We start from the raw sequence: 23728 nt of genomic DNA on the forward strand, positions 1-23728 counted from the left end.
CTCAGACCAGCAGGCGGGCCATGAACTCGTCGGTGCGCCGCTTCATCTCCGCCTCACTGAGCGGCTCGGTGGGGATGTCCACGTCGTCGAAGTCGAAAGAGAAGTCCTTCAGATCCAAGCTGCCGTCGAGCACGGCATGGGCCATCTGCAGGTCGTCCTTCGCCCGCGCATGGCCCGTGGCCGTGGCGGGCGTTGTCGAACTCGCAGCGCTCGATCCTGCCGGTGGCGCAGGCGCAGGCATCGCATTCCCGGCAGGTGCCGTGGTTGCACGAGCGGCCATCTCAAGCTTCGGGACTTCGGGTGGAGCGATTTCCCGCCGGGCAAAGGATTTGTCCTTGAAGTAGATGATGCGGTGAGCGAGGACGGGCCGGAGTCCTTCGTAGAAAAGGATCATGCGCGCCGGGTCGAGCTCCTTGACTTCCTGGGGCAGCAGCAGCCGGCGCGGCTGTTCGCTGATGCTGACGCTGCCCGATGTGCCTGAGCCGCCCCACATCGGTCGGCTGACGCTCCTCTGGCGGACCGTGTAGGTGCCGAGCTCGCGCGAGATGGCCTCGGCATCCTCGTACTCTTTGGGCGGAAAAACGATGCGCGCGGCGAGCATCTTTCGAATCGACTTGGCACCTTCCACACCGTACTTCTCGATCAGCTGCGAGTTGGACTGGACGATCACCACGGTGCGCACGTTGTAGCCGGGCAGGAACGCCGTGGATTCCGCGATCACCGGAATGCGTCCAAGCGCGGGGAACTCGTCGAGCATGAGCAGCAACTGGTGCTTCAGGGCCGGGTTGCTCTCGGGCAGTTCACGTGTCTGCAAACCGATGGCCTGCTGGAAGAACAGGTTGAGCAAGGGCTGCAGACGCGCGATGTTGTCTGGGTTGATCTGCACATAGATCGAGATCGGACGCTTGCGCAGGTCGCGAAGATCGAAGTCGTTGGCCGAAGTGGCCGCGTCGATCATGGGGTTGAGCCAAAGATCAAGTCGACTCGTGAAGGTCTTGCGAATGCTCGAGGCGGTCGTTGGTGCGAGGTCGATGACGTCGTAGAGACTGCGCACAGCCTCCTGCGAAAGCGGGTAGCCGGCGCGCTCGCACGATTCGATGACGCGCTTCCAATGTTTCTGGAAGCCCTCCGCGTCGCTTGCCATGCCCTGGCGCAGGACTTCACCCAAGGTGCGTGTCGCCCCGGGTGTCTCGAACAGGTACAGCGCGATCCCGAGGAACAGCGATCGCGCGGACGAGGTCCAGAAGGGATCGCCCGCCAGGGGATCCGGGAACAGCATCGTTCCGATGCGCTGCAGGTCGTCGATGCAGCGGTAAGGCATCTGCGACACATAGCCCAGCGGATTCCAGCGCGAGGAGCGCTCCTGCTCGGACAGGGGATCGAACAGGTGCACTTCCTGACCCTTGGAAAGCCGGAATCCCGCCGTACGCATGAAGTTCTCGCCCTTCACGTCGCTCACGATGGTGGAGCCGGGCCAGTTCAGCAGGTTGGGCACCACCACGCCCACGCCCTTGCCGCTGCGAGGAGGTGCCTCGACCTCGGCGCCTTGCTGACCGGCGAGCACGAGGTAGCGCGCGCCCAGGCGCCCGAGAACGATGCCGTTGTCTGCAAGCAGCCCGGCCTTCCGGATCTCGCGGTGCGTGGCGAAGCGGGCCTCGCCATGCAGCGCGCGTCGGCGCGGGACCATCGCGATGGCGACGCCACCGAGCGTGATCCCTTGTGCTCCCACCAAAGCGGCCAGCAGCGATCGGCGAACTTCGGGGTGGTCACCGTAAGCAAGCCAGTAGTCAACGATCGTCGACAGCGTGGCGCTCTCGGGCGGCAGCTTCATGAGCATCAAGAAGGCGTAGCCGGCCGCCCACAGGCCGACCACGGCCGCGACGAGCAAGGCACCGGCGATCCTGTAAGCACTAGGCCAAGGCTCGACGCTTGGTGCTGGGGTCATGCCAGATCTCCTGCACGATGCGTCGCTGCCGCACACGTGCGCATTGGATGACGACGTCCACGCTCAGCTGCGAAAGCTCCACGCCTTCACGCGTGGTCATGCCTTGGCCCGCGGCGCTGCGTTTCATCAGCTGCGCGAGTGCCACGAAGGCCATCTGGGCACTGTCGGCATGGACGCTGGTGATCGAACCCGGATGGCCCGTGTTCACCGAGACGAGGTAGTCATAGACTTCATCGCCGGTTCGCAGCTCGGACAGGAAGATGCGGTCGGGACGCTGGCGCTTGGCACCAGCCAGGAGCTGCCCAGGCGTCACGATCGCCTGTCCCTGAGCACCCTGGGAGTAGAACAGACGCACGTGATTGGGCTGGTTGCGAAGGGACAGCTCCCTGACGTCTTCGATGGTGATCAGCCGGTCCTCGGCGGGCACTTCGAGGATCAACGCCTTGCTCAGCGTGGTCTTGCCCGAGCCGGTGGCGCCCGACAGCAAGATGTTGCGGCGCAGTTGAACTGCGCGGCGCAGGAAGTCTCCGAACCTGCGTTCGCGAAGCAGGCCCGCAAGCTCGCAGTCTTCGAGGCCCGCCGAGCCCGCCTCCGACGCTGCCTTCAATGCCGCTTCGTTGTAGCGTGTCGCCTCGAACACGCCCATCGATTCAAGTTGATCGAGCGACCACAGTGCACTGGAGGGACGACGAATCGTGATGGAGACGGTCTGCTCGGAGGTCGCCGGCGGCAGCACGATCTGTATGCGTTCGCCACCAGGCAAGGTGGCCGACAACAACGGTTCTTGGGCCGAGACGCGCTGCTTCGTGAAGTTGGCAACGAGCTTGGCGATCGACATGCACCATTCGAAGCTCGCGAACGCGAGGATCTCGCGTGTCCATCCCGTCTGCCGTTCCACGAAGGCGATTCCCGGTTCGTTGATGCAGATCTCCGTGACCTCGGTGTCCTCGAGCAGCGGCATCAGCGGGTCGAGGAACAGCGCCAGCGAGGAGGGCGGCGTTGGCGTGGCTTCTGTCGACGAGCCAGAGAGGTCATCGGCCGCAAGGCAGGCGGGGCGCGAGGCCTCCGCTCCCTCAGGGTTGGGCTGGCGCGACGCGTAGGGCATAGACATCGCGGAAGTCCACGTCCCGGGCCACCAGGATCTGGATGCGTTCGCCTTGGTTCTTGATCACGGTCGGAGGGATCGCAATGGTGCCGCGCAGTACCTCGGTCAGGATGTCCCGGCTGCCTTGGGGACCGATCACCAGCGCACCGCGGTTGGCCGGGCCGGCGTCGCCTTGCTGCTGCGCTGTCAGTGCCTGCATCGTGCCGTCGATGACCGACAGCAGCATCGCCGCGCCGAAACGCTCCCAGAAGTGGGTGTCCACGAAACCCGGCAAGCCGTTGCGCCCCAGTTCGTCGGTGCCAGGCGATGCCAGCTGGACGACCACCCCGGTGGGCGTTCTCGCCTCGCTCCAAAGCACGAAAACACGGCCCTGCCCTTGGCGGGGCGAGCCGCGCTGCTCACCCACGTACTTCGTGCCGCGCTCGAGCAGCACCACCTTGCCGTCGGCACTGTAGATGTCGCTGGCCCCGATGCAGGTGGTGAGACCTTCGTAGGTCGAATCGATCGCGGTCTCCAATGTGCAATCGATGAACGCGCCCTTGGGCAGAAGAAAACGGCGCGTCGGCAGAAGCTGTGCTGTAACGGCGGGGGTGCGGGTCGGCCGGAGACTGCCCTCGAGGCCGGGAGGGCTGGGAGGGGCGGAGGGGCCGGAGGGTGGTGGCTGCAAGGCCCCCAGGATCTGCGCCATGTTGGGTATGCCGCTTGCCGGCGGCACGGCGGGGCCGCCGACGAAAGCGGCCGCTGCTGCGGCTGCGTCAGGCGACGGCGCGTGCCGCATCACGGGCGTTCCGAGCTTGCGCTCAAGCGCAAGCTGGGCCGGTGTCTTTGACGGGGGGCCGCCCGGGGGGGACGCCGCCGCTGCGGCCGGTGAAGTGCTGGGTGGCGATGCGGAGGCCTGGGGTGGCGTCGGCGGCGGGTCGATCCGGCCCAGCGGCGGCACCTTGGTTTCGCCGCCGGCGCGGGCGGCCGAGGCCTTCTGCGCGGCCAACTGCGCCTCGCGGCCCTTGGCATATTGGGTGCTGTAGTACCAGAACAGGAAGCCGGTACCCAGCAGCAGCATGGTGCCGATCGCCACGAAGCTGCTGATCCTCGACTGGATCGTCCGTTCCCGATTTACGGACGGAATGGTCCGCTCACCATCGATCGCATGGCCGCGCTCGGTGTGGGAGGCATGCGCGCGTTCGGGGCGGCGGGGAACGGAAAAAAGCTCGCCGGTGTCGGGGTCGACCGCGCTCGCGCGGCGGCTCCCTTCGAGCGCTTCGTCGTCGGCGGATGAATTCGCTGGCGGTTCGCGCTCCGGATTCGATGCGCCGCTCATGGCTGTTCTCCCACGGTTGTGCGTTGGACATCGGGCGCCACCGTGGCGCCGGGCGCGCGCGCACCGCTTGCGAGTGCCTTGTTGACCACGCATCCCACGAGCTGCCCCCGGCGCAGCACGAGGCGACGCGCGAGGCGATGGATCACGATCTCGTCGGCGTCGATGTTGAAGTTCAGCAACGACTCGGTGCCGTCGTCGTTCTGAACGAACATCGCCGGCAGTTCCGCCTGGTCGGCGAAACGAAGCCGGGTGTGGTGACCGTCGTCGGAGGCGCGGATCGGCCTGAGCGACTCACTTCCGCAGAACCAGTAGTCCCAGTTGCGCGGGGCTGCCGGGCGGGCGAGCTTCGCGTCCACCTCAGCACGCTGGGCCGCCTCTTCGGCAGCGCGCCGCGTGTCGGCCGGATAGTTGAACCGGATCGAATAGATCATCCGTCGCGCTGCAGCCCCGGCGGGCGCCCGGGCTGAGACGATGTAGTCGAAGTGATAGGTGCGACGGTCGGTGAGGATCGTGAGGTTCGTATTGGCCTGCGCTTCCTTCGGCTTGAGGAAGAGGTGGTTGCGCAGCGCACCGACGTCGAAGGAGCCGTTGTCGCCGGAGCCCAGGTTCACGAAAGTCTCGCCCTCGGCGAACTGCAGGTGGATCTGGTAGCCCACATAGCCATGCAGGCTGATGACGTCCTCCGCGTCGTAGTCGATGGTGCGCACGCGCGCATCCACGTGCCCCTCGGGCGGGATCGTTGCAGCGCGCACCGCCGAGTGGGTGGTGCACAGCCAGCCGATGGCGAGCACCAGCACGAGCGCGGGCTGGCGAAAAGATGCGAGACGATGGTTCATCAGCGCGCCTGCTTTGCGGGGGAGAGGGGGACGGCGACGGTCGGTGCGACTTCGGGCTCGCGACGGTATTCGACCACCCTGAAGCCCAGGGGATTGAGCGAGCGCCATTTGTCATCCTTCGAAGGCGGCACGTAGGCGAACTCGATCGTCGCCACCCAATGGGTTGTCTGCTCATCGCCGGTGCCACCGGCTCGGGCGTAGCGGCTGAAGCGAACCTGTGCGAGCTTGTCCTTGCCGCTTTCCAGCTTCAGGAAGGTCACCGAACGCACCTGCGCGCGAATGGCGGTGCCGTCCTTGAAGGTGTTGAGCGGCGAGAGTGGATTGTTGGCAGCCCACGACGCCGCCCAGGCCTGGTTCAGGCGAGGCGAGTTCTGGGAGGCGACCAACTCGTAGTCGGCTTCGGCGGTCGCGTAGAAGTAGCGCTCGCGTGCAATGACGTAGTTCTGCAGCAGGTTGCGCGTCACGACCTCTTGAATGTCGGTGGTACCTTCGTAGGTCGGCACGATGTCGACGATGCCGCTGCTGCTGTCCACGCGAATGACCACCGGCACCGGCTGCTTGAGGGGCGTGAGTCCAGCGACAGCGGCCACGGCGAATACCGCGACGGCCGTGGCGGCCGCGGCCACGACCCAGGCGGTCTTGGCCGACCCTTGGGCGCGACGTGCGCGATCGAGCTCCCAGCTCTGAGCTTCGAGCGCGTAGCGCTCGAGCGCCTCGTCACCATGCATCGGAGCCTCCTGCAGGAAGGGGTGCCGGGGAGCCATTGATGGGTGTGAGGGCGCCTTCGCAGGTCGGAGGACGGGGTGCTCGCGTGCCGCAGCCGCCAAGCGCCAGAGTGAGCAAGAGTGCGACCATGAATCTCACGTGAGAGCTCCTATAAAGTCGTTTTGGAAGGTCAAGTCCGAGAGGAAGAGGGGTTCATCACTCGGTCTCTGGGCAGGGTGGGGCGCTGCGCGCTTGCGCCCCTGCCGGCCAGCGAAGCGATCGACGATCCGACCCGGTTGCCTCCCAGGCGACGGAAGGAGTCCCATCGGCTGCCGCGTTCGCCGTGCAGGCCGTCGAGCACGCCGCGGCCGAATTCGTAGGCGCTGCGCTTGGTGCCACCAAGCGCCCACTTGGTGAGCCCACCGACAGCGCTGAAGGAGCTGAGCGCAACGCCGCTGGCAAGCCCGGCGGCGATCGGCATCACCTGGCACATCACGAGCAGCACAACCGCGGCGATCAAGGCCATGTTGATGGCATCCACCGTCGTGAGCGCCGCGCCTCGTTCCGCGGTTTGAGCGGCGTAGTTCGCAACGACCTGCAGCATGAGCGAGGCGACCATGCTTGCGAGCACCGCGACCAGCGCGTAGTTCGAGAGCTGGGCGACCCATGCCTCGAAGAAGCGCCGTGTCGCTTCGAAGAAGAGCAGGGAGATGAAAATCGGACCCAGCGCCAGCACGACGGACAGCGCAATCTTCGATAGGGCGAAGAGGAAGAGCGCATAGACCGCGACGGCACCGATGATGAGGTAGATGACGGCGCCGGCGATGTAGAAGCCCACATCCCCATTGAGCACACCGCCCCTGCTCCACAGGCTGAATGCGACTTCTCCCCCCTTCTCCCAGATCGTGTCGATGGTCGAGACGGGATCCGTGGCGCCGACGATCGCTGCCGCAAGTTGGGTCGGGGCGTTGAAGAAGGTGTCGACGATGAGCTCGTTGAAAGCCCACAGTCTCAAAGCCACGCCGAGGATGACCGCGATGAAGAAGATCCGTTTGATCCCCTCCAGAATGGGTTCCTGAATCTTGCCGGTGAGCGAAAGGTATCCCCAGATCATCACGTAGAGCGTTGCCAACGTGATCACCGCGGGCTCGACCGCAGACGCCAGCGCGGCGGACTTCGCGCCGATGAATTCAGTGAGCTGCGAGACGAGCTGTGTCCAAAGCTGCCGAAAGAACATGGCTTGGCTCCTGAAGGTTCAAAAGATCGCGTGAGGCTGTTTCGATATCGACCACTGAATGCGCCGGCCGGCGTCATCCGAGGGATTTCATGGCTCGAACTCGGTGCGCATGCTGCAAGCGCATCGGGTGATGGCCAGCCCGCTCGCCGTTTGAGAAACAAGCGGCGTCATGCTGAAAACGCCATGGCGATGACCGCAGCGACGGCGCGCCGAGGCGATGCGTCGAAGGGATGACAGGGGCGGCAGGGGCCTCAGGCGTGGCTAGGGTGTCGGTGTGAATCGCCTGGAAAACTCACCGTGGCCCGACACCACACGCTCTCGGGTTCGCTGACGGAGCCTCGCCTCGTCGGCCTGGGACAACTGGTAGAGCGCCTGGAGCTTGGTCTGCTCGTTCGTCAGCATGTTTTGCTCCGCCTGGATTCGCGCTTGCAGCTCCTGAATGGCCTTGGGGTCTCGGGCACGCGCGATGGCGGTGATCAGCATCTGCAGTGCAGAGAACCTCTGGCTGGTGTTCTGAAAAGCCGTCTGGGTCATGCCGTCCAGCAAGGCGGCAGATTGACGGCCCTGCTCGACGAGTTGCCTGAGCTCCGGGCTCAGCGCGTCCAGCTGTGTCGTCGAGAGCACGCTGTTGGCACTCACGATCGATCGCACCTGCTCCGACAGGCCTGCATAGCCTGGCACGGGCGTGTCGAGTGACTTCCTCAGATCGGCGTAGCTGCTCGGCAAGTAATTGCGGGCCGCATCGGAGGTCGGGAGAAGCTGCTCCATGCCGCGCGAGCCGCTCATCGACTCGTAGGTCTGCTTGAGCTGCTCCTTGGAGGCCTTGAGCTCGTCGAACTGTTTTTGCATGGCGGAGATCTGCTGTTGCCAGTACATGATCTGCTGGATCAGGTTAGCGATGGCCGCGAAATCGATGACCGGAATCCCCGCACGCGCATGCAGTGGAGCGAGCAGCGCAGCGCAGGTGACAAGCGAGAGAAGCAGCTTTCTAGGCATGTGGAAACTCCTGGGGCGACGGTCGTTGCGAGCCGTGCTGTAGCAGCGCCTCGCGAAAAGGGGCGAGCCACTGGGTGGGGACGTTGCCATGGCGCTTCATCAGCGCCTGCATGAGCCGGACGTTGCTGGTACGGCCCGAGATGACGCCCAGCGCATCGTCCAGATGCCGGAGGTCCAACTGGGCCACGACGCTGTCGCGGTTCTGCTTGATGAGGAACTGACGCGATCCGGGCACGAGTTCCTGCTTGACCAGCGCGAACTCACGCTCGGTGAGGTTGAAACCCTCTGTGCAATCCGCGTGGTTGGCCTCGGGGTTCGGAAAGAGGATCTTGGTGGGCGTCTGCTCCACGATGGCTCGCGCGATGCTCGAGCCCAGCACATGGTGCGTGCTTTGCGTGAAGGTCACGATGTTCGCGTTCTTCTTGCGCCACGTCTCCAGGCCGTTCTTCGCGAAGCTCGCGAATGCGGGGTCATCGAGCAGCTTGGCGAATTCGTCCATCCAGCACACCAGTGGCCGGCCATCGACCATGCGGTTGACGAGATGGAAGAGGTACATGGTCAACGGGGCGCGCACCACGTCGTTGTCGAGGAAATCGGTGACGTCGAAGCCGACCAACGCATGGGCCTCGAGCAGTGGCGCGACGACGTCGTGGTCGTTGTCGAACACCCACGCGTAGTCACCGCGCTCCGAGGCGCACCATTTGCGCAGCCGCGCATGGACACCTTCCGGATCGGTGACGTCCAGGAAAGCCAGCAGGCGCGACAAGCGGCGGTAGGGCGGCGCGAGTGCGAGCGTCCCGTGCAGGGCCTGATCCAGGTCGTCTTCCTGTCGCACGCTCAGGAGCTCGTGAGGCGAGCGCATCACGAGGCGGCGCAGCCATTGCCGCAGGAACTCGAGGTTCGTGGGCACCCCTGCGTCGAGCTGCAGCGGATTGCAGCCGGTGGGACTTCCGTTCTTCAACGGAAGGTACTGACCTCCCAATGCCCGCACGAGGATGTGGAGGCCCTCGTCCTTGTCGAAGATGATCTGGGTGGCGTCCAGCCGGTTGCAGATCGCGACGATGCAAAACCCGAGGAAGGTCGTCTTGCCCGTACCAACGGGCCCGACGCCCGTGACATGGCCCACATCGCGACGGCTACCGCCGTCGGGGCTGCGCGGATCGCTCGCATGCAATGAGAAGTAGTAGGGCGAGCCTGCGCGTGTCGTGAGCATCGCCAGCGCATCGCCCCAAAAGTTTCCGCGCGCGCGACCCGTCGGGAAGTTATGAAAAGGCGACATGGCCGCGAAGTTGCGGCTGGTGATTGGCGCCTTGCGCGTGCGGTAGCCGAAGTTACCCGGCAACTGCGCCCAGAACGCGGCCTCGAGTGCCAGGTCCTCGCGTGCGACAACCATCCCGGTGTCTCCGAGCAGGTAGCGGGCCCGCGCAATGTGGTCGTTGAGTTGCTTGAGCCGCGGCATGCCTTCGAGAGCGCCCGCGCCTTCCTCGGCATCGGCGAGCACATGCAGGCTGAAGTGATGATCTCCGACGACGAAACGGTTGCTGACCAGGTCATCCAGCGCGTCTGCGAGCTCGTCGGCCTGCGAGACAGCCAGATCGCCTGCCGCCGCCATGCGGTTGTGCTGCCGACGCATCATGTCCACGGCGGTGCCTTTGGCCAGGAACGTGAAGCTCTGCGCGAGGATGAACGGAAAGTCGGCCGTGAGAAGGCCGCTGAACATGCCGGGCGCCGTGGGCGTGGGGTACTCCTTGATGCCGAGGAAGGCACCGACGCGGCTTTGCGTCCCCGAGCGGTACTCCATGGCTTCGTTGCCGAAGAAGGGGCGGGATGTAGCCAGTACCTCGTTGAGCGGCGATCGTGGCAGCGGCATGCGCTGCCACTCCCCATTGATCAGCATTGCGAAGAATTCGAGCAAGGAGGAGAACGGCTTCTGTGTGCCCATCGGCCGGTAGATGCCCAGTGGCTCGGGGTCGTAGCGCTCCAGCGAAGCCAGCAACTCCTGGCGAAGCTTGGTGCAGGTGTCCAGGGAGTCCTTGAGCTCTGCCAGGGCGCCCTGCGCGTCCGATCGCTTCAGGAAGGCCAGCGCCGCATTGCCGACACGGGTGGACTGGGGGCGGTAGACGATGGACAGATAGAGCTCGTTGACCATGAGCCGCTCCCCGGCCATCTTGCGGCGGTAGCGCTGCTCGAACTCATCGGCAAAACCCGGGACCGTGCGACCGGCGGGGTAGCCTGTCTCGCGACGGCGCACGACGTGAGTCCACAGCGCCAGGTGTGGTGATGCGATGTTGCGCAGCAACACGTTCAGACGTTCATGCCAGTTGTTGAGATCCTCGTCGTCAGCGCTCTCGAAGCTTGCGCCCCCCAGGCGCAGGGTTTGGACGTAGTCGCCTGAGCGCAAGCGAACCACATGGGCGTCCACGTGCGAGGAGAACGGGATCATCGCGGCCGCACTCGCTTCGCGGCGCAGTGTCGATTCAGAGCGGGTGGTCAATCGCACAGTGCACCCTCCATGGCAATCAACACTTGTACATGTCGGTTCCGGCGGCGACCGCGGGCACTCGGCAAGGTCAGGGCGAGCGGGCTGTAGGAGTTGGCGCGCCAGAAGCGCAGGTTCCCGTTGAGCGCTGCTGGCAAGCGCGTGCGACCCCACAACTGCAGCAGGTCGAAGAAGCGTGGCTCGTAGAGGCACACCAGGTAGAGCACGCCATGAATCGGGACGAAGGCGAGCAGCCAAGCGAGGTTCTTCGTGACGATGAAGGATTCGATGGTCACGACGATGTTGAACATCATGGCGGAGTAGGTCACGCCCCAGACCATGGAGGGCCGGGTCATGCCGACGAACAGAGAGTCGGCCGTGATGCCGTGGTTGCGATGCATGGCCACCCCTCAGACGCCGAAGAGGCCTCGGATCCAGGAAACGATCTGTGGGCCCCCGAACACCAGCACCGTACCGATCACCACGGCCACCAGCCACCACCAGCTCAGCCGACCGAACCAGGCCATCGCGCCCGAGACCATCACCGCCACGGCCGCAATGGGTGTCAGGATCGCAACGAGCTGCTGCTGCGCGGCGTTGGCGCCTGTCGCAAACGGGCTGCCCGCATTCGCCATGAGGGGCCACAGCGCACAGAGGGCGGCGGTCAGCAGCGCGCGCAGGGCAAGCGTTGCTGCTTTCGAATGGTGCATCGCCGGACGATGCGCATCGCGTGTGTGGAGGTTCATGTGCCACTTCCTTCGTTTCTCAGGCTGTGCGGGACAGGGGAAGGCGATCCCGCGGGCGTTGGCGCCCATGTGTCCGCGCTGCCGATGCGTTGCTGATACACATCCCACCAGCGCACGGGTGCTGCCGCATCCGAGCGGCGCGCGGGGGGCTTCATGTCGGTTGACCGTGGACCGTCCACGCTGCGCTGCCGCGGCGCCGACGGGCTTGCTTGGGAGGCCGTTGCGAGCTCTCGCTCGAGCGCGACCAGATCCCCGAACGCGCGTGAGCGCTCCAGTTCGACGTCCGCCGCGCCCTCGGCATCTGCGGCTTTGAGGCGCGCCGCATGACGGCGAGTCAAAGCGTCGATGGACGCTTTGGTGTTCTGGAGTTCCTGCCTAAGGATGGCGACGCGCTCGCTATCGCGTGTTGCTTGCACAACGGGCGGCACGCCGATCTCGGCGCTGGCGGATAGGCAAGCCACTGCAGCGAGGATTGTTCCCAGGAGCGTCTTTGGGAGCGCTCCTGGGAACATCTGAAGGCGCGTTCCTTGGCACGTTCCCTGGGGCCTTTCTGGCCATGCCGTCAAGCGCGGTGCCGCAGATGCCTTCGCTACGCGCGTATTGCATCGCATGCAACGCTGGATGGGCCGTTGCACCCCAAGAGGAGGGTTCGAGAAGTTGGTGGAGATTTGCATCGGGTGCAATGTCTGTGCGCGAGGGCTACCACGCCACTATCAGTTCGGGTAGTCATCGGCCGGGCACCTCTGGTCTCCAATGCGCACCTTTGCCGGCAGGCGTTCTCGACGCCGTCGACCGGCGTCGACGCACGGGTCCTTTCAGGCCGGCGAACTGCTCCGCACGCTGCGGTGGCTGCACGCTTGCGTCGAACAAACCTTCGACCAAGGGGATGGCATGGGCAAGGTGGTGGTCTTCAGCAATCAGAAGGGCGGGGTGGGGAAGACCACTCTCGCTGTGCTTTACGCGTTCTGGCAACGCGAGAAGCACGACAGATCCGTGTGCCTCATCGACCTTGACACGCAGGGCAACGCCTCCAAGACGCTGCGTGCATATGCCCAGGGTGTGGGCGCAGCCGGGCTTTTTGTGCAAGGGACCGAGGTGAAGGATCAGCTCGCAGGACAAGGCCGGCTTGCATTGGCGCCGGCCTCGAAGAACCTTGCAGACGTCGAACTTGCCAAGGCGGAAGTTGCCATCCCGCTCTTTCGCCGGAACGTCGAGGCTCTGAGCTCGCTTTTTGACGTGGTGATCATCGACACGCCACCCGCGCTCGGCTTGCGAATGAGCGCCTCACTGATCGCCGCCACCGATGTGGTCTGTCCGATCGAGTTGGAGGAGTACAGCATCGATGGGGTGACCGACATGCTCAAGACGGTCTTCGGTGTGCGGCAGCGCTATAACCCTCGGCTGCGCCTCGCCGGCATCGTGCTCAATCGCTTCAACCCTCACTCCGTGCGGCAAAAGGCAGCGATGCGGCAACTCGTCCAAAGCTTCGCCGAATACATCGTTCCCGCACACATCTCGACGCGCTCGGCCATTCCGGAAGCGTTGTCGCAGGGTGTGTCGGTCTGGGCGCTGGCCAAGGGCTCAGCACGTGACGCGTGCTTGGAGGTAAGGGAGGTTTTCGAGCTGCTACAGCGTCGCATGGACGCGCAAGACCTGGCATCTTCGGGCATGCCATCATGAAGGACATCAAGCCACTCGACCTCAGCGGGCTCCACAAGTTTCGGGCTTCCGAGCTTCTCGATTCAGCTGGCACTGCAAGTGCGCTGCAAGCGCCCCTGGAGATCGCGCTCGCGTTGATCGATCCCGATCCCGACCAGCCGCGTCGTCGCGTTGGCGAGCAGGCTCTGGTCGAGCTGAGCGAATCGATTCGAGTGCACGGGGTGCTCGAGCCGGTATCCGTGCGAGCGAACCGGGCTGCAGCTGGACGCTATCTGATCAACCGCGGCGAGCGGCGCGTGCGTGCCGCTCGACAGGCAGGCTTGATCACGGTGCCCGCCTTTCTGGACGATCGAGCGGACCCCTTCGCTCAGGCGGTGGAGAACCTGCATCGCGAGGACATGTCCCCACTGGACCTCGCGCTGTTCGTCCAACTGCGCGAGGCCGAGGGAATGTCGCGCGCGGACATCGCTCGCAGGCTGGCCAAGTCCCGATCTTTCGTCACGGAGGCGGCCGCGCTGAACGATATGCCGCCGCCGCTCAGGCAAGCGATCGACGAAGGGCGCATCGGCCTTGACCTTCGTGGGCTCTACCGACTTGTTACGGCCTGGCGCCGCGCGCCAGAAACGGTGGCGGCCGCCTTTGAGCGGGACGCACCGACCACCCGCGCGGAGGTTGAAGCGATGCTGGCCACGCAGGAAGCGCCAGAGCCTGCTCCGACGGAGAAGGCCGAGCGCTCTGTTGCCCGGGCGACAGCGACGCGCAGCGCGGGCCGTACGGTGCTGGTGGTCGAACACGGCGGGCGCCGGGGGACATTGCGCATCAAGGCCCACGACGCCGACAAGGGCGAGGTGCGCTTTGCCGACGGGAGTCATGTGGCGCTGCCACTGAGTGAGCTGCGTTTGGTGTGCTGGGCCGCGCAGGAGTAGTGGTCGCATCGCAGCAGCTGATTGGCATTCCATCCGGCGCCGGCCGAAGTAAGCAATTTTCCTGGGACCGGGAGCGCTCAGCGAAGGGGCACCAACTGCTTGAGTGCGCAGGCAATCCACGCGTTGCCATCAGATGGTCCGGCACTTGCAGGCGCTGAGCCGCCGTACTCTCTTGCGAGCGGAGGCCCTTCGCGGCTATCGCCCGCCATCTTTAAGCTGCCGGCGCGGCGGTGCAGGCGGCTCAGCCTTGGGGCTCAGCCCTGGATTTCTTTCGTCCGATGGGCGTCGGATTTCGCTCCCTGTAGCGGTCCCACCAATACAGGGCTGGAAGGGCGATGGCATGAGCGGCGGCGCAGGCGAAGCCGATGACCATGACGATGACGGCTAGAAATGGGAACACCGCGATTCCGATGAAGGTTCTGAGCACACTCATAGGTGGAGAAAGGCGCAAAGTTTCTCTTGAGCCGAGGCCGATTCCGTAGGACGCTTCCGCTGCACTTGCGGCAAGGACGTCGCTGCTGGAAATTCTCGGCGCGGCGGGCCAGCAGTTGGCGACTCTGACATCGGGCTTCAAGAGCCAAGCGGTGCGGTTCGGCTGCTAGCCGCATGGCTCATTTTGACGACGGGCAGACGCTTGCTTCTGCGGGGCTCGGTGGCTTGTCCGCACTGTCGTGCGGCGGGTGGCCCGGCACAGGGGGGCGTGCGGCGGCACTCGCCGATTTGCTGGAACGGGTGGCCGGACGCCACCGACGGTCCAGCGGGCATCAGTGCCGCTTGTTGAAGCTTGCGGTGCTGTCTTTTGCCTTGGACCACGGCGCAGGTCGATGCGATCTCGGATGGACGCGAAGAAGCCTAGATGCATAGTCGACCAGCGCTTGGTCGACCGCATCCTTGCGGAGCAACTGCACCTTTGCGCAGTTCCCACACTGGTAGGCCTCTAACCACGGGAACACTCGCATCCAGGGACGGCGCTCTACGCTCTTCAAATGGACGATGCTGCAGGAGCAGCTGTTGAGAACTGTCATGCTCAATCCGAGGGTATGGGTGGAGCCATCGATTGTCGCATTTGAACGGGGAAATGCATACCATCCGCCGATTTCTTGGGCGAAGGGTCGTATTTGTGACTGATCGGTTATATTTTGTATGTAGAGTATCGGCATGCGCCGAGTGCGTTGTTGCGTGAGACGGCGCTCCTGCAGCGGGGAGCTTTCAGGCGATCGAGTGAGGATGCTTCGACGCCTGGACGCCTGGACGCCTGGACGCCTGGACGACTTGTGGCCTCGGTGGAGGGGCGCGCATTCAGGCGAGTGCGTCTCGCGGTGCGTCAACATGCTCAGCGACGCAGCCCCGCAGGCTTGCTGGAATGTTTGATGGCCCATGCATGGCTCAAAAGAAAGCCCGCCGAAAGGCGGGCTCTTACGGGCGCGACGAAGCTCATGCGCCGGCCATCACCTCGGCCATCAATTCTTCCTTGCGCGCCATCAACTGCTCGCGCATGGCCACGAGGTCCAGACCCTTGGCGGCACGGGCCTTCGGGAACATCTCGTTGCGCTCTTCCTTCACATGGTGGTCGATGTACTCGCCGAGCACCTTCACCTTGGCATCGAACATCTCGTCGATGTCCTCGGCTTCCTGGATCTGAGCGATGAGATCCTTGGCGCTCGCGTGTTCGACCTCAGCCTCGTCCAGCAAGTCGGTCTCCTTGATGGCCTCCCGCACCGCGGGGTAGAAGATTTCTTCCTCGAGCTGGGTGTGTACTGTGAGTTCTGCGCAGATCTGCTGCGCAAGCTCGCGCTTTTGTGCGGTTGCGCGGGCCGACTTCGAGCTGGCGACTTCGTCGTAGGCGGTGAACATCTTCTTGACGTTCTTGTGGTCGGTGTCCAGCAGGCTGCAGGCATCGGGCTGGGAACGATTCGTGGTCATGGCATAGCTCCTGTGATATGGGTCATGGGGAGCTCAAGATCGGATCCTCGTCTCGATAGGGCCGTAGGCGATAGGCGCATCGCTTCGCCAGAATTCTCGAAAGCCCGCCAAACGCTATGGCAGTCAGAAAGGTCCGATTCGTTGGTGCGACGAGCACATCGAATCCCGACAGCACTTGCGTTCGGCCAAGATGCGCTGCGCCAGGCGTGCGTGGGCACCGCTGCAACGGCGAATGAGGCTGAGCGGGTTGATTGCGGACGCTCTTGAAATTTTTTGCCGCTGCCGCTAACTTGAACCCGTCGAAGTTTGGATCGACGAAGAGGAGGTTTGTATGACCACAAGCTTGCTTCAACAGATCGTGACTTCTCGTCTACCGATGCCGATCTATCGAAACGAAGAGCTCGATCAACTCCGCATCTTGCGGGCTGCCGGGCTTGTCGTCGCGGCTCTTCCCGATCCGGCGGATTCGCCGGTCCGTTCGGTGAAGGTCTCGCAGCGCAGGTGCTGACCGTGACGCAGAAGGGTCGTGAGGAATTGGATCGATTGAGTATCCCGGCGCTCGGGCGCCGCTTTGGCGACAGCGCATGCCGCGCATCTTCACGCGGCACCGCACCACGCCGCCGTCCTCGAGCAACTCTTCATCCGCACGCTGCAGTAGCGCGGCGCCCGACCTGCTGCCCTTCTCGGCCGCAAGAGGAATTGCCTAGGGCTTGGGGAGCGAACCGTGTAGTGGGGGCAAGCCTGGGTCTGCCTGCGGCACTCAAGGTGAACAGGTCCGAGTTTCTTTCGGCCCGTTGGCGAGGAAATTTGATTCCCGCAGCGACTCGTTCGAACTGAACGCGCCTCGAGGCATGGTTGGCAGCGCCTGTCAGCGCGTGAGGAGGCGGCGTAGGCCAGGCGATCAAGCATCGCCGTTTGACGCCTCCTGTAACCGTCGAGCGCGACGGAAAGCAGGTCGATCTGCTGAGGGGGAGCGCAGGGATTTCATCCCCGGCGATGGGTGGGGCCGTACAGCACCGCTGCCGAAGCGGGCAAGGACGTGTATCCCCTGGTGGGCGGCTGGCGTCGCGCGCTGTCAGCTCGCCGGAGAAAGAAATTCGATGAGCGCCGCATTCACTCGTCCGGGTTCTTCGTGATGCAGCCAGTGCGTGGCCTTCTCGAGCCGCACAATGTCCGCATCTCGGCAAAACGGCAGAGCTGCGGCGGCAAGCCCCGGTTCAAGCGCAGCATCCGCTTCACCCCAGATGATGCGCACCTTCGCGTCGATCAAGCCTTGATGTGGTCGCGCGAGCGGCAGCGCGCGATACCACCGCAGCATCGCGGCGACCGCTCCCGGCTGCGCCCAAGCCTCACGATAAGCGCGCAGTTCGGCATCCTTGAAGGTGTGGGGGCGTGCACTGCGAGTCAGCGCCTTCTCCAGCAGCGCGAAGTTCCGTGCTGCGAGCACAGCGTCTGGCACAAAGGGCACTTGGAAAAATGCGATGTAGCTGCTGCGCAGCATTTGAAGAGGATGGCTGAGCGTGTACAAGAACGTGCTGGCCGGGTGAGGCGCGTTGAGGATGACGAGACGATCGACGGCCGTCTTGTCGCGAGCGGCCAGATGCCAAGCCACCATGCCGCCCCAATCGTGGCCCACCAGGCTGAATCGAGGCGCCCGAAGATGCTCGGCCAGATCGCGAATGTCGTCGGCCAGGGTGTCGAGGGCGTAGGCAGAGATCGAACCGGGTTTGTCCGAGTTTCCGTAGCCGCGCTGATCAGGGATCGCGACGCGAAAGCCTGCATCGACCAGGGGACCGATCTGCTTGCGCCAAGCACCCCAGTATTCTGGAAAGCCATGCAGCAGGATGACCAAAGGCGCATCCTCACTGCCTGCGAGAGCCACGTGCAAGGCGATGCCGTTCACGTGAATGGTGCGATGCGTGAGGGTGGCTAGGCTCGACATGGTTAGTTTCGATCGGCAAGGCAGGCCTCTGGGTGTTGGTGTTTCAAGCCGGCCCGCCCTGGCTGCCCTGTCTCCCCTTCATGTGCGCCTGCTGCGCTCTTCGCTCCTGTTCAGGAGCGCTTGCGGACGGCGCCGTAGATGGCCAGCACGACCACTGCACCGACGACGGAAGCCACGAAGCCTGCTCCGGCGCCCGCTTCATACCACCCCAGGGCGCGTCCGAGATAAGTCGCGAGCAGGGCGCCGACGATGCCCAGGACGGTGGTCCATATGAAGCCAAGAGCTTGGCGCCCAGGCAACACGGCACGCGCGACCAAGCCTGCGACGAAGCCGATCAAAATGGTCCAGAGGAGTGACATAAGCACTTCGATATTTGTGGAGGAACAACAAGCGCACAGTTCAGTCGCGCCCCAAGCGGTCGCTGCGATAGCCAAGGCCGATGTTCAGGAAGCCGAGTGCAAGATCCCGTAGGCCCGGGAGCCGTCGCCGCGAATGATCCAAACATTGAGGCTGAGCGGTGGTGTTGCTTGTAGGCGCAATCCGAGAAGCGGGTCGGATGTCAAATCTCCAACCCGGCATTTCGTCGGCCGGCCCTGAGGCCGCTGATAAGGGTTGGCGTTTCTCTTCGGGTTCACCGATGCCGCGGCGTGGTGCTCTACACGGCATCGGCGGGCATGCCGTCAGCACCACGCCCCGAAGTCCTGCTCAGCAACGGCCCTTCTTCGCTTGTCCCGGCGGGCAGTGATACGGACCGTGTTCATGATGGCGATGAGCGTCCCGATCGCGACGGCGCTCGTGTCTTTCATGGTGCTCGTGCCTCTCGCGCCACCCTTCACGCCGTCGCCAGTTCCCTTCGCTCCAGCGCCATCCTCCACGATCCTCGACCCAACGACCCGGCGCGTAGTCGTAACCTGCGCGGGCCTTCACCCACCGACCTGGGCGCCAGGCGTAGTCTTGACCATTCCATGCCCATCGTCCCGGTACCCAGACAAAGCCGCCTCGCGGTGCAGGTGGCGCTTCATAGCGCGGAGCCGGCGGCGCCATGATGACCAGACCGGGTACGTTGATGTTGACGGCAACCTGTGCGGTTGCAGGCGGGCAGATGCCGAGGAAGGACAGGGCGCCTCCCAGGGCAAGTGCATTGAGATGGAGTTTCATGGGCTCAGCGTTCCTTGTTAGTGGGGCTTCGTTTCAACGCGAGCCGCATGCCGATCTTCGCCCCGCGGCAGGGCGATGTGCAAGCTGACAAGGTTGTTCGTTGATTCTCGTAGAACGCGGGGCACCTGCGGGCGCTCGCGCCCTCGCCCAATCCCGGGTCGGTGGATGAAACGGGATAGCGCGGCCGCAAGGGATGAAGCGGTCAGCTGCAATCGCGTTGCGTACCGGGCAGGAGAATGCACAAGCCGTGGCCAAGAGCTGGGCCTGGGGGCGCTAGCCCGAGGCGTTGGGCCGCATGCGAGCGCAACATGCTCGCCATTCTCTCGGAGGTCAAACAGATGTTGGCCCAGCCGGGCAGCTCGCCAGGCACTCCGGTGCAAAAAAGGCCGCAGAACCGGTCCGGTCATCTGGTGTTCCCTGCGGCGGTCGAACGGTGCTGGTGGTGGTGGACGCGGGGCGCCGGGGATCCTTGCATCAGGGCTCTCTGATGGCGACGAAGCGCAGGTTCAGTGCGCCGACGGGCTACATGAGGCGCTGCCGCCTGGCGAGTCGCGACTGGTGTGCTGGCTCCTGCAGGAGCAGGAACTCTGAAGCTCGCGGCAATCGCTTGATCCGGGGCAACGAAGAGGCGAGACGTGTACAGCGGTGTGTTCAAGACGCTGAAGGATCCTGGGCGCACGTCCTGCCTGCCCCGGAGGTCAAGCGGTTCGTATGCAGAAAGCGCGCAGACGATTCTTCACGGGAATCTGCAGCGTTGAGCTCATTCGCGACGCTCGACCGAGGAGGGCTGCGGTACCGCTTCGGGCGACTCTGCCAGGCCGTGTTCGAGTTCCTGCCATGAAACGCAGGAGCCGGTCTTTGGCACGAAGCCGACCTGCAATCCAAAGATGCTCGCGATCTTTCCCAGCGTGTCGATGGTTGGATTGGTCCTGTCGCTCTCGATGAGCCGAAGACTCTGTACGCTGAGCCCTCGATGCTTGGCGAATTCTGGTTGGGTCAGGCGGCTGATCCGCCGCATGGCAGCCACGGCCTGTCCCACAGACATTCGCCCCGCCGCCATGGCGTCGTAGATCTCTTGACGCAGCTTGCGCTCGTGTGAGAGGTCCGGCGCTTTGCGTCGCTTATCCACGAAGCTTGCTCCGTGGGGTCTTGGGCAGAAGATCCCGCAACGCATCCAGCTGCAATGCCTGCGCATCGATACTGCCGCGGCATGCCTCGATGACCGGCTGCTCCACGCCGCATTCCCTGGCCGTATCAGCCAGCGCCGCGACAGTGGGCGCGAAGGCATGGAGCGCATATGCGATGCGCTCTCTCTCCTGGTCGCTCACTTGAAGCGTTTCTATGACTTCGCTCCAGTTGCGCTGAAGTTTTCCAGCATCGTCGCGCCAGCGACAGCCTCGCGCCACGACCTCCGGATCCAGGAACATGGGGGCGAAGTCGAAGAGGGGTGTCAGCCGAACGTTGCCGTCGACCAGGCGCTGCACGGCGGTGTTGCGTGCATGGTTGTCGGTGTTGCGCATGGCCAGATTCAGCACGTCGCGTCGAATGAATTCCACAGTTTCCGTGAACGGATCTGACACGACCGAGCGCAAGCCTGAGAGCAGGATGTGCTGGCTCTTGGGCAAACCGAAACCCCTCATGTCGCAGATGCTTGCGAGGCTTTCCTGGTGCAGTCGTTGCACCTGACCGTCGACGACGACCCGATCGAAACGGCGTACGAACAGGACCTCCCCTTGCAGTTGCGGCGTGCTCGACATTCGCAACCCACATGCAGCAGCGAGGCGAAGGTAGCCGGCTTCGTTGCGAAGGACGGTGCGGTCCGCCTCGCTTCTTCCTCGAGGCAACTTGAGCAACCAGTGTGTGGTGGCGCGTTCGTCGGGCAGTGTCATGTCTGCGAACCAGCGCCCGGCTTCGTCGGTCGTCAGCAGGAACTTCGGGGCGACACCCTGCACCCCGGTGGTGCCTGCGGCAAGCATGGCATGCAGGGACAGATGCTCGAGAAATTCTTCGCTGTGGTTCAGAACCTCTTCCATGGAAAAGCCACGTTGTGCGCCAGGATCAGCGCCGCGTGCGGCCTCCTCGCTGAAGAATTCCATTGCGCTCTCGAATCGCAAACAGCCGATCGGATTGAAAGCACCGTTCATGACGAGCGGCAGCAACATGTTTTCGGCGTCTGCCAGACCCAGCCTGTCCAGCAGGTATCTGCGACCTCTGCCCTGTGGCACCAAGTCGTAGACAAAGGCCGGTGGGCGGCGATCCGGCTCACGGCCTGTGGGGCCGTCGACGAATCGGTCGGCTTCGATGCCCACGGGCAGACCCAACGCGATCGGCTGCGGATTCTCCTCGCTGAAAACGTACTCAGGCAGGTACTCGAAACGGCAGCGATCTGCTCCCAACGCCTGGATCGTGGCGGCGGCTTGCCATCGGCCGTTCGCATGCACTTCGATGGTCGTGCCGCGGGCAGCGGATGAGATGGAACGTCCCCGCATATTAACCATCATGATAAATAAAGTCTTGAAAGTTTCAATTCAATTTAACCATTGAAGTACCTAAAATATCCGTCCGCGTCGTCAGGCGAGAGCCGAGAAAATCCGGGGGGATCGGCAACGTTTCGATGTCCTTCGCAGGGAGAGCTTCGGGCAACTCTGCCGCCGGGGCTTTGTGGGAGCCCGTCTCCGCTGTGGGGCACCCCTGCGCATCGTCACCTTTCTTTCCGGTTCTTCGGCTGCAGGGCGCGGCGACGCGTCGGAGGAGCATTGGGGCATTGAAGGTGCGACACCTGGGTACAGATCCGTGACCACGCATCGCTGGTACGGCTGGCGAAGCTTGGTGTCCTTGACCATTCGCGGGAATGCAAACCTGCTGCCGTGATCAAGCATGTCCGTTGACGGTTGTCGCGCCGGGGTGGACGATCGATGGCGTCGAGTCCGAGAACAAGGAGCTTATGAGAACGACCGTCACGATCGACGACACGTTGTATGAGGAGGCGCTCAAAGTAGCGGATCCGAGTATGAACAAGGCGGATCTATTCAGGGAAGCGATCAAAACTTTTGTGAGAGTGCAGTGCGCAAAACGGCTTGCGGCGCTTGGGGGACGGATGCCCGAGATCTCCGATGTTCCTCGTCGGGACACGGCACCTGTTCATGACGCTGGTGCAAATTGATACCTCGGTTTGAGTTGATCATTTTCGCGCGCGGAACTCCACCTTGGAGCAGCTGCTCGGGCTTGACCAAGTATTGATTCATCCGATGGTGATAGGGGAGCTTGCATGCGGTACCCCACCAGCGCGTACCCAGACGCTCGGATATCTGCATCGCCTGCAACATGTGCAGCCAGCCTGCCTGCGCGAAGTGCTCCTCTTCATCGAAAAAGAGCGTCTCTTTGGATGGGGTGTGGCCTCGTGGACCTGACGCTTGTGGCATCGACGCTGATGACGCCTGGCACCGAACTGTGGTCTCTAGACAAGCGCCTGAACGATATGACGCAAAGGTTCGAGGTCGGGTACCGACGTCCATTCAACGTTGGATTTCCAACATCCCGCGGCGTGCGGATGCGATCGCTGATGAACAGGTGTCGGAATCGACAGTTCGTTGAGCAATGCCCTTTGGGCGGCCCTGCACGATAGGCAGTGTGCTCGTTGCCCCCCTTGGTTCCGTCGTTGACTCGCCATGGTCTTGAGGATGCATTTCTAAACAGTGCGAAGCAGCGGCCTGGCTTCGTACCGCAACGCCTCGCGGTGCTCGGGCGCCGCGATCGACACCATGGCCTCCACGCGCTCGCGGATCGTCAGCCCTCGCAGCCGGGCCATGCTGTGCTCGGTGGCGATCACGTCGACATCGCCGCGGGCCGTCGTCACCGGTCCATGGAGCCGGCTGGCGATCTTCGAGCGGCCGTCCTTCCCGGTGGAGGCAGCACGATGATCGAGACCCCACCGTCAGATTGCAATGCGGCGCGCACGAAATCGACCTAGCCCGCGACCGCGCCGATGTGGTCGCCCTCGATGCGGCGTGGCAAGCCTGAAAAGAGATGCCCCCTTGCCTGCGATCGGGTCGCCGTGGAGGCGCTAAGCGGAGGGAACGGTGTGCTTTTTCGACGCGCCCTTGGCGACGGCATCGACATATACATTTCCACCGCTGGAGATGTGCATCGACATGGCGCGGTCGGCGCCGTCTTCGTCCCCATTCAGGATCGCCTGCACGATCGCTCGGTGTTCGACCATCGAGTTGCGCACCCGGTTGGGCCGGTCGAACAGCGAGCGCTGTGGATGCCGCATGCGCAGGCGCATGAGTCGCAACTGGCGCGCGAGCACCTCGTTGAGGCTGCCGTCGTACACGGTCTCGTGGAACCAGCGGTTGGCGCGCTCGTAGGCAACAGGATCGTCCTGGGCCGCGGCCTCCTCGCAGGCCCGCATCGAGGCCTCGAGGTCCTTGCGCAGCGCCGCGGGCATGCGGCGCGCCGACAGGCGGGCGGCCAGGCCTTCCAGCTCGGTGAGCATCTCGAGCATCGCGACGTACTCCGTGAGCGAGAGCGTCGCGACCACGGCGCCGTGCCGCGGCACGATGTCGACCAGGCCAGCGGTCGCCAGTTGCTGCAGCGCTTCGCGCGCGGGCGTGCGCGAGACGTTGAAGCGCTCCATCAGTTCCTGTTCGTCGAGGCGGCAGCCGGCGTAGAGCTTGCCGGAAACGATCTCGTCCTCGAGGGCTTCGCGAATCTTGTCGCTGAGGTTGACGCGGGAAGTGGTGGCCATGTTGTG

Annotated in this window: 23 protein-coding genes and 2 pseudogenes; 5 read left to right on the plus strand and 20 right to left on the minus strand. The window is 64.0% G+C overall.

Annotation, left to right across the window (positions count from 1 at the left end):
- Position 1 precedes the first annotated feature (1 nt).
- From AC1HIL_RS36500 to AC1HIL_RS36545, 10 genes are all read right to left on the minus strand, one after another.
- Positions 2 to 1945: a type IV secretory system conjugative DNA transfer family protein gene (locus AC1HIL_RS36500; RefSeq protein ID WP_479668754.1), complete on the minus strand. Its 1944-nt coding sequence runs from the start codon at positions 1943 to 1945 to the stop codon at positions 2 to 4.
- On the minus strand, positions 1911 to 3056 hold the full coding sequence (virB11, locus tag AC1HIL_RS36505; protein ID WP_479668753.1) for a P-type DNA transfer ATPase VirB11: 1146 nt from the start codon (positions 3054 to 3056) through the stop codon (positions 1911 to 1913). Before virB11 ends, AC1HIL_RS36500 begins: the two co-directional genes overlap by 35 nt.
- Positions 3019 to 4368, minus strand: coding sequence for a type IV secretion system protein VirB10 (gene virB10 / locus AC1HIL_RS36510; RefSeq protein ID WP_479668752.1), 1350 nt, complete (start codon positions 4366 to 4368; stop codon positions 3019 to 3021). Before virB10 ends, virB11 begins: the two co-directional genes overlap by 38 nt.
- Entirely contained in the window at positions 4365 to 5204 is an 840-nt protein-coding gene (locus tag AC1HIL_RS36515; protein WP_479668751.1) for a TrbG/VirB9 family P-type conjugative transfer protein, read from the minus strand. Before AC1HIL_RS36515 ends, virB10 begins: the two co-directional genes overlap by 4 nt.
- Entirely contained in the window at positions 5204 to 5932 is a 729-nt protein-coding gene (locus AC1HIL_RS36520) for a VirB8 family type IV secretion system protein (RefSeq protein ID WP_479668750.1), read from the minus strand. Before AC1HIL_RS36520 ends, AC1HIL_RS36515 begins: the two co-directional genes overlap by 1 nt.
- A gap of 167 nt (positions 5933 to 6099) precedes the next feature.
- Positions 6100 to 7146, minus strand: a complete 1047-nt coding sequence (locus tag AC1HIL_RS36525; protein ID WP_479668749.1) for a TrbL/VirB6 family protein — start codon at positions 7144 to 7146, stop codon at positions 6100 to 6102.
- Positions 7147 to 7407: 261 nt separating this feature from the next.
- A complete protein-coding gene (locus tag AC1HIL_RS36530; protein ID WP_479668748.1) occupies positions 7408 to 8142 on the minus strand; it encodes a TrbJ/VirB5 family protein in 735 nt (244 codons plus the stop codon).
- Positions 8135 to 10636 carry a VirB4 family type IV secretion/conjugal transfer ATPase gene (locus tag AC1HIL_RS36535; RefSeq protein ID WP_479668747.1) on the minus strand — a complete coding sequence of 834 codons (2502 nt, stop codon included), beginning with the start codon at positions 10634 to 10636 and terminating at the stop codon, positions 8135 to 8137. The genes AC1HIL_RS36530 and AC1HIL_RS36535 overlap by 8 nt, the downstream gene beginning before the upstream one ends.
- Positions 10633 to 11022, minus strand: a complete 390-nt coding sequence (locus AC1HIL_RS36540) for a VirB3 family type IV secretion system protein (RefSeq protein ID WP_479668746.1) — start codon at positions 11020 to 11022, stop codon at positions 10633 to 10635. Before AC1HIL_RS36540 ends, AC1HIL_RS36535 begins: the two co-directional genes overlap by 4 nt.
- 9 nt (positions 11023 to 11031) lie before the next feature.
- Positions 11032 to 11367: a TrbC/VirB2 family protein gene (locus AC1HIL_RS36545; protein WP_479668745.1), complete on the minus strand. Its 336-nt coding sequence runs from the start codon at positions 11365 to 11367 to the stop codon at positions 11032 to 11034.
- 753 nt (positions 11368 to 12120) lie between these two features.
- Between AC1HIL_RS36545 and AC1HIL_RS36550 the strand changes: the two genes are divergently transcribed.
- Together AC1HIL_RS36550 and AC1HIL_RS36555 are read left to right on the plus strand one after the other, a co-directional pair.
- Entirely contained in the window at positions 12121 to 13047 is a 927-nt protein-coding gene (locus tag AC1HIL_RS36550) for a ParA family protein (RefSeq protein ID WP_479668744.1), read from the plus strand.
- Positions 13044 to 13952, plus strand: coding sequence for a ParB/RepB/Spo0J family partition protein (locus tag AC1HIL_RS36555; RefSeq protein WP_296736420.1), 909 nt, complete (start codon positions 13044 to 13046; stop codon positions 13950 to 13952). Before AC1HIL_RS36550 ends, AC1HIL_RS36555 begins: the two co-directional genes overlap by 4 nt.
- A 241-nt stretch (positions 13953 to 14193) precedes the next feature.
- On the opposite strand, the gene AC1HIL_RS36560 is transcribed toward AC1HIL_RS36555, so the two are convergent.
- Together AC1HIL_RS36560 and AC1HIL_RS36565 are read right to left on the minus strand one after the other, a co-directional pair.
- Positions 14194 to 14526, minus strand: a complete 333-nt coding sequence (locus AC1HIL_RS36560) for a hypothetical protein (protein WP_479668743.1) — start codon at positions 14524 to 14526, stop codon at positions 14194 to 14196.
- An 860-nt stretch (positions 14527 to 15386) separates the two neighbouring features.
- The gene (locus AC1HIL_RS36565; RefSeq protein ID WP_261211787.1) at positions 15387 to 15875 is read right to left on the minus strand and encodes a hemerythrin domain-containing protein; all 489 of its coding nucleotides are present in this window, start codon (positions 15873 to 15875) and stop codon (positions 15387 to 15389) included.
- 331 nt (positions 15876 to 16206) lie between these two features.
- Between AC1HIL_RS36565 and AC1HIL_RS36570 the strand changes: the two genes are divergently transcribed.
- The gene (locus AC1HIL_RS36570) at positions 16207 to 16383 is read left to right on the plus strand and encodes a hypothetical protein (protein ID WP_216087313.1); all 177 of its coding nucleotides are present in this window, start codon (positions 16207 to 16209) and stop codon (positions 16381 to 16383) included.
- Between the two features lie 567 nt (positions 16384 to 16950).
- Here AC1HIL_RS36570 and AC1HIL_RS36575 read toward each other — a convergent pair.
- The 6 genes and pseudogenes from AC1HIL_RS36575 to AC1HIL_RS36600 all read right to left on the minus strand — a co-directional run bounded on the left by AC1HIL_RS36575 (position 16951) and on the right by AC1HIL_RS36600 (position 21464).
- Positions 16951 to 17817, minus strand: coding sequence for an alpha/beta fold hydrolase (locus AC1HIL_RS36575; RefSeq protein ID WP_479668742.1), 867 nt, complete (start codon positions 17815 to 17817; stop codon positions 16951 to 16953).
- Between the two features lie 110 nt (positions 17818 to 17927).
- Positions 17928 to 18176 carry a GlsB/YeaQ/YmgE family stress response membrane protein gene (locus tag AC1HIL_RS36580; protein ID WP_413764958.1) on the minus strand — a complete coding sequence of 83 codons (249 nt, stop codon included), beginning with the start codon at positions 18174 to 18176 and terminating at the stop codon, positions 17928 to 17930.
- A 321-nt stretch (positions 18177 to 18497) separates the two neighbouring features.
- A complete protein-coding gene (locus AC1HIL_RS36585; protein ID WP_479669666.1) occupies positions 18498 to 18623 on the minus strand; it encodes a hypothetical protein in 126 nt (41 codons plus the stop codon).
- A 127-nt stretch (positions 18624 to 18750) separates the two neighbouring features.
- A pseudogene (locus AC1HIL_RS36590) lies at positions 18751 to 18975 on the minus strand (YXWGXW repeat-containing protein); the annotation flags it as partial.
- Between the two features lie 760 nt (positions 18976 to 19735).
- Positions 19736 to 20104: a helix-turn-helix domain-containing protein gene (locus AC1HIL_RS36595; protein WP_479668741.1), complete on the minus strand. Its 369-nt coding sequence runs from the start codon at positions 20102 to 20104 to the stop codon at positions 19736 to 19738.
- Positions 20097 to 21464 carry a type II toxin-antitoxin system HipA family toxin gene (locus AC1HIL_RS36600; RefSeq protein WP_479668740.1) on the minus strand — a complete coding sequence of 456 codons (1368 nt, stop codon included), beginning with the start codon at positions 21462 to 21464 and terminating at the stop codon, positions 20097 to 20099. The genes AC1HIL_RS36595 and AC1HIL_RS36600 overlap by 8 nt, the downstream gene beginning before the upstream one ends.
- Positions 21465 to 21919: 455 nt before the next feature.
- Here AC1HIL_RS36600 and AC1HIL_RS36605 point away from each other — a divergent pair, with 455 nt between their 5' ends.
- Both AC1HIL_RS36605 and AC1HIL_RS36610 read left to right on the plus strand, forming a co-directional pair.
- Positions 21920 to 22138, plus strand: a complete 219-nt coding sequence (locus AC1HIL_RS36605; protein ID WP_479668739.1) for a type II toxin-antitoxin system VapB family antitoxin — start codon at positions 21920 to 21922, stop codon at positions 22136 to 22138.
- A gap of 43 nt (positions 22139 to 22181) precedes the next feature.
- Positions 22182 to 22385, plus strand: coding sequence for a hypothetical protein (locus tag AC1HIL_RS36610; RefSeq protein WP_479668738.1), 204 nt, complete (start codon positions 22182 to 22184; stop codon positions 22383 to 22385).
- A 278-nt stretch (positions 22386 to 22663) separates the two neighbouring features.
- Here the strand turns inward: AC1HIL_RS36610 and AC1HIL_RS36615 are convergent.
- Positions 22664 to 22873 (minus strand): annotated as a pseudogene (locus tag AC1HIL_RS36615) (acetyl-CoA hydrolase/transferase C-terminal domain-containing protein); the annotation flags it as partial.
- 165 nt (positions 22874 to 23038) lie between these two features.
- Positions 23039 to 23722 (minus strand): GntR family transcriptional regulator, encoded by a 684-nt coding sequence (locus tag AC1HIL_RS36620; protein ID WP_057590462.1) that lies wholly within the window; start codon positions 23720 to 23722, stop codon positions 23039 to 23041.
- Between the last annotated feature and the right edge of the window lie 6 nt (positions 23723 to 23728).

The sequence above is a fragment of the Variovorax sp. ISS6 genome (assembly GCF_056523145.1).

Coding starts and splice junctions, on each gene's coding strand:
- AC1HIL_RS36585 (WP_479669666.1), bottom strand. CDS start 18,623: ATGAAAGACACGAGCGCCGTCGCGATCGGGACGCTCATCGCCATCATG.
- AC1HIL_RS36515 (WP_479668751.1), bottom strand. CDS start 5,204: ATGAACCATCGTCTCGCATCTTTTCGCCAGCCCGCGCTCGTGCTGGTG.
- virB11 (WP_479668753.1), bottom strand. CDS start 3,056: ATGTCTATGCCCTACGCGTCGCGCCAGCCCAACCCTGAGGGAGCGGAG.
- AC1HIL_RS36550 (WP_479668744.1), top strand. CDS start 12,121: ATGCGCACCTTTGCCGGCAGGCGTTCTCGACGCCGTCGACCGGCGTCG.
- AC1HIL_RS36555 (WP_296736420.1), top strand. CDS start 13,044: ATGAAGGACATCAAGCCACTCGACCTCAGCGGGCTCCACAAGTTTCGG.
- AC1HIL_RS36605 (WP_479668739.1), top strand. CDS start 21,920: ATGAGAACGACCGTCACGATCGACGACACGTTGTATGAGGAGGCGCTC.
- virB10 (WP_479668752.1), bottom strand. CDS start 4,368: ATGAGCGGCGCATCGAATCCGGAGCGCGAACCGCCAGCGAATTCATCC.
- AC1HIL_RS36500 (WP_479668754.1), bottom strand. CDS start 1,945: ATGACCCCAGCACCAAGCGTCGAGCCTTGGCCTAGTGCTTACAGGATC.
- AC1HIL_RS36530 (WP_479668748.1), bottom strand. CDS start 8,142: ATGCCTAGAAAGCTGCTTCTCTCGCTTGTCACCTGCGCTGCGCTGCTC.
- AC1HIL_RS36540 (WP_479668746.1), bottom strand. CDS start 11,022: ATGCATCGCAACCACGGCATCACGGCCGACTCTCTGTTCGTCGGCATG.
- AC1HIL_RS36580 (WP_413764958.1), bottom strand. CDS start 18,176: ATGTCACTCCTCTGGACCATTTTGATCGGCTTCGTCGCAGGCTTGGTC.
- AC1HIL_RS36620 (WP_057590462.1), bottom strand. CDS start 23,722: ATGGCCACCACTTCCCGCGTCAACCTCAGCGACAAGATTCGCGAAGCC.
- AC1HIL_RS36600 (WP_479668740.1), bottom strand. CDS start 21,464: ATGCGGGGACGTTCCATCTCATCCGCTGCCCGCGGCACGACCATCGAA.
- AC1HIL_RS36520 (WP_479668750.1), bottom strand. CDS start 5,932: ATGCATGGTGACGAGGCGCTCGAGCGCTACGCGCTCGAAGCTCAGAGC.
- AC1HIL_RS36545 (WP_479668745.1), bottom strand. CDS start 11,367: ATGAACCTCCACACACGCGATGCGCATCGTCCGGCGATGCACCATTCG.
- AC1HIL_RS36525 (WP_479668749.1), bottom strand. CDS start 7,146: ATGTTCTTTCGGCAGCTTTGGACACAGCTCGTCTCGCAGCTCACTGAA.
- AC1HIL_RS36570 (WP_216087313.1), top strand. CDS start 16,207: ATGACCACAAGCTTGCTTCAACAGATCGTGACTTCTCGTCTACCGATG.
- AC1HIL_RS36575 (WP_479668742.1), bottom strand. CDS start 17,817: ATGTCGAGCCTAGCCACCCTCACGCATCGCACCATTCACGTGAACGGC.
- AC1HIL_RS36565 (WP_261211787.1), bottom strand. CDS start 15,875: ATGACCACGAATCGTTCCCAGCCCGATGCCTGCAGCCTGCTGGACACC.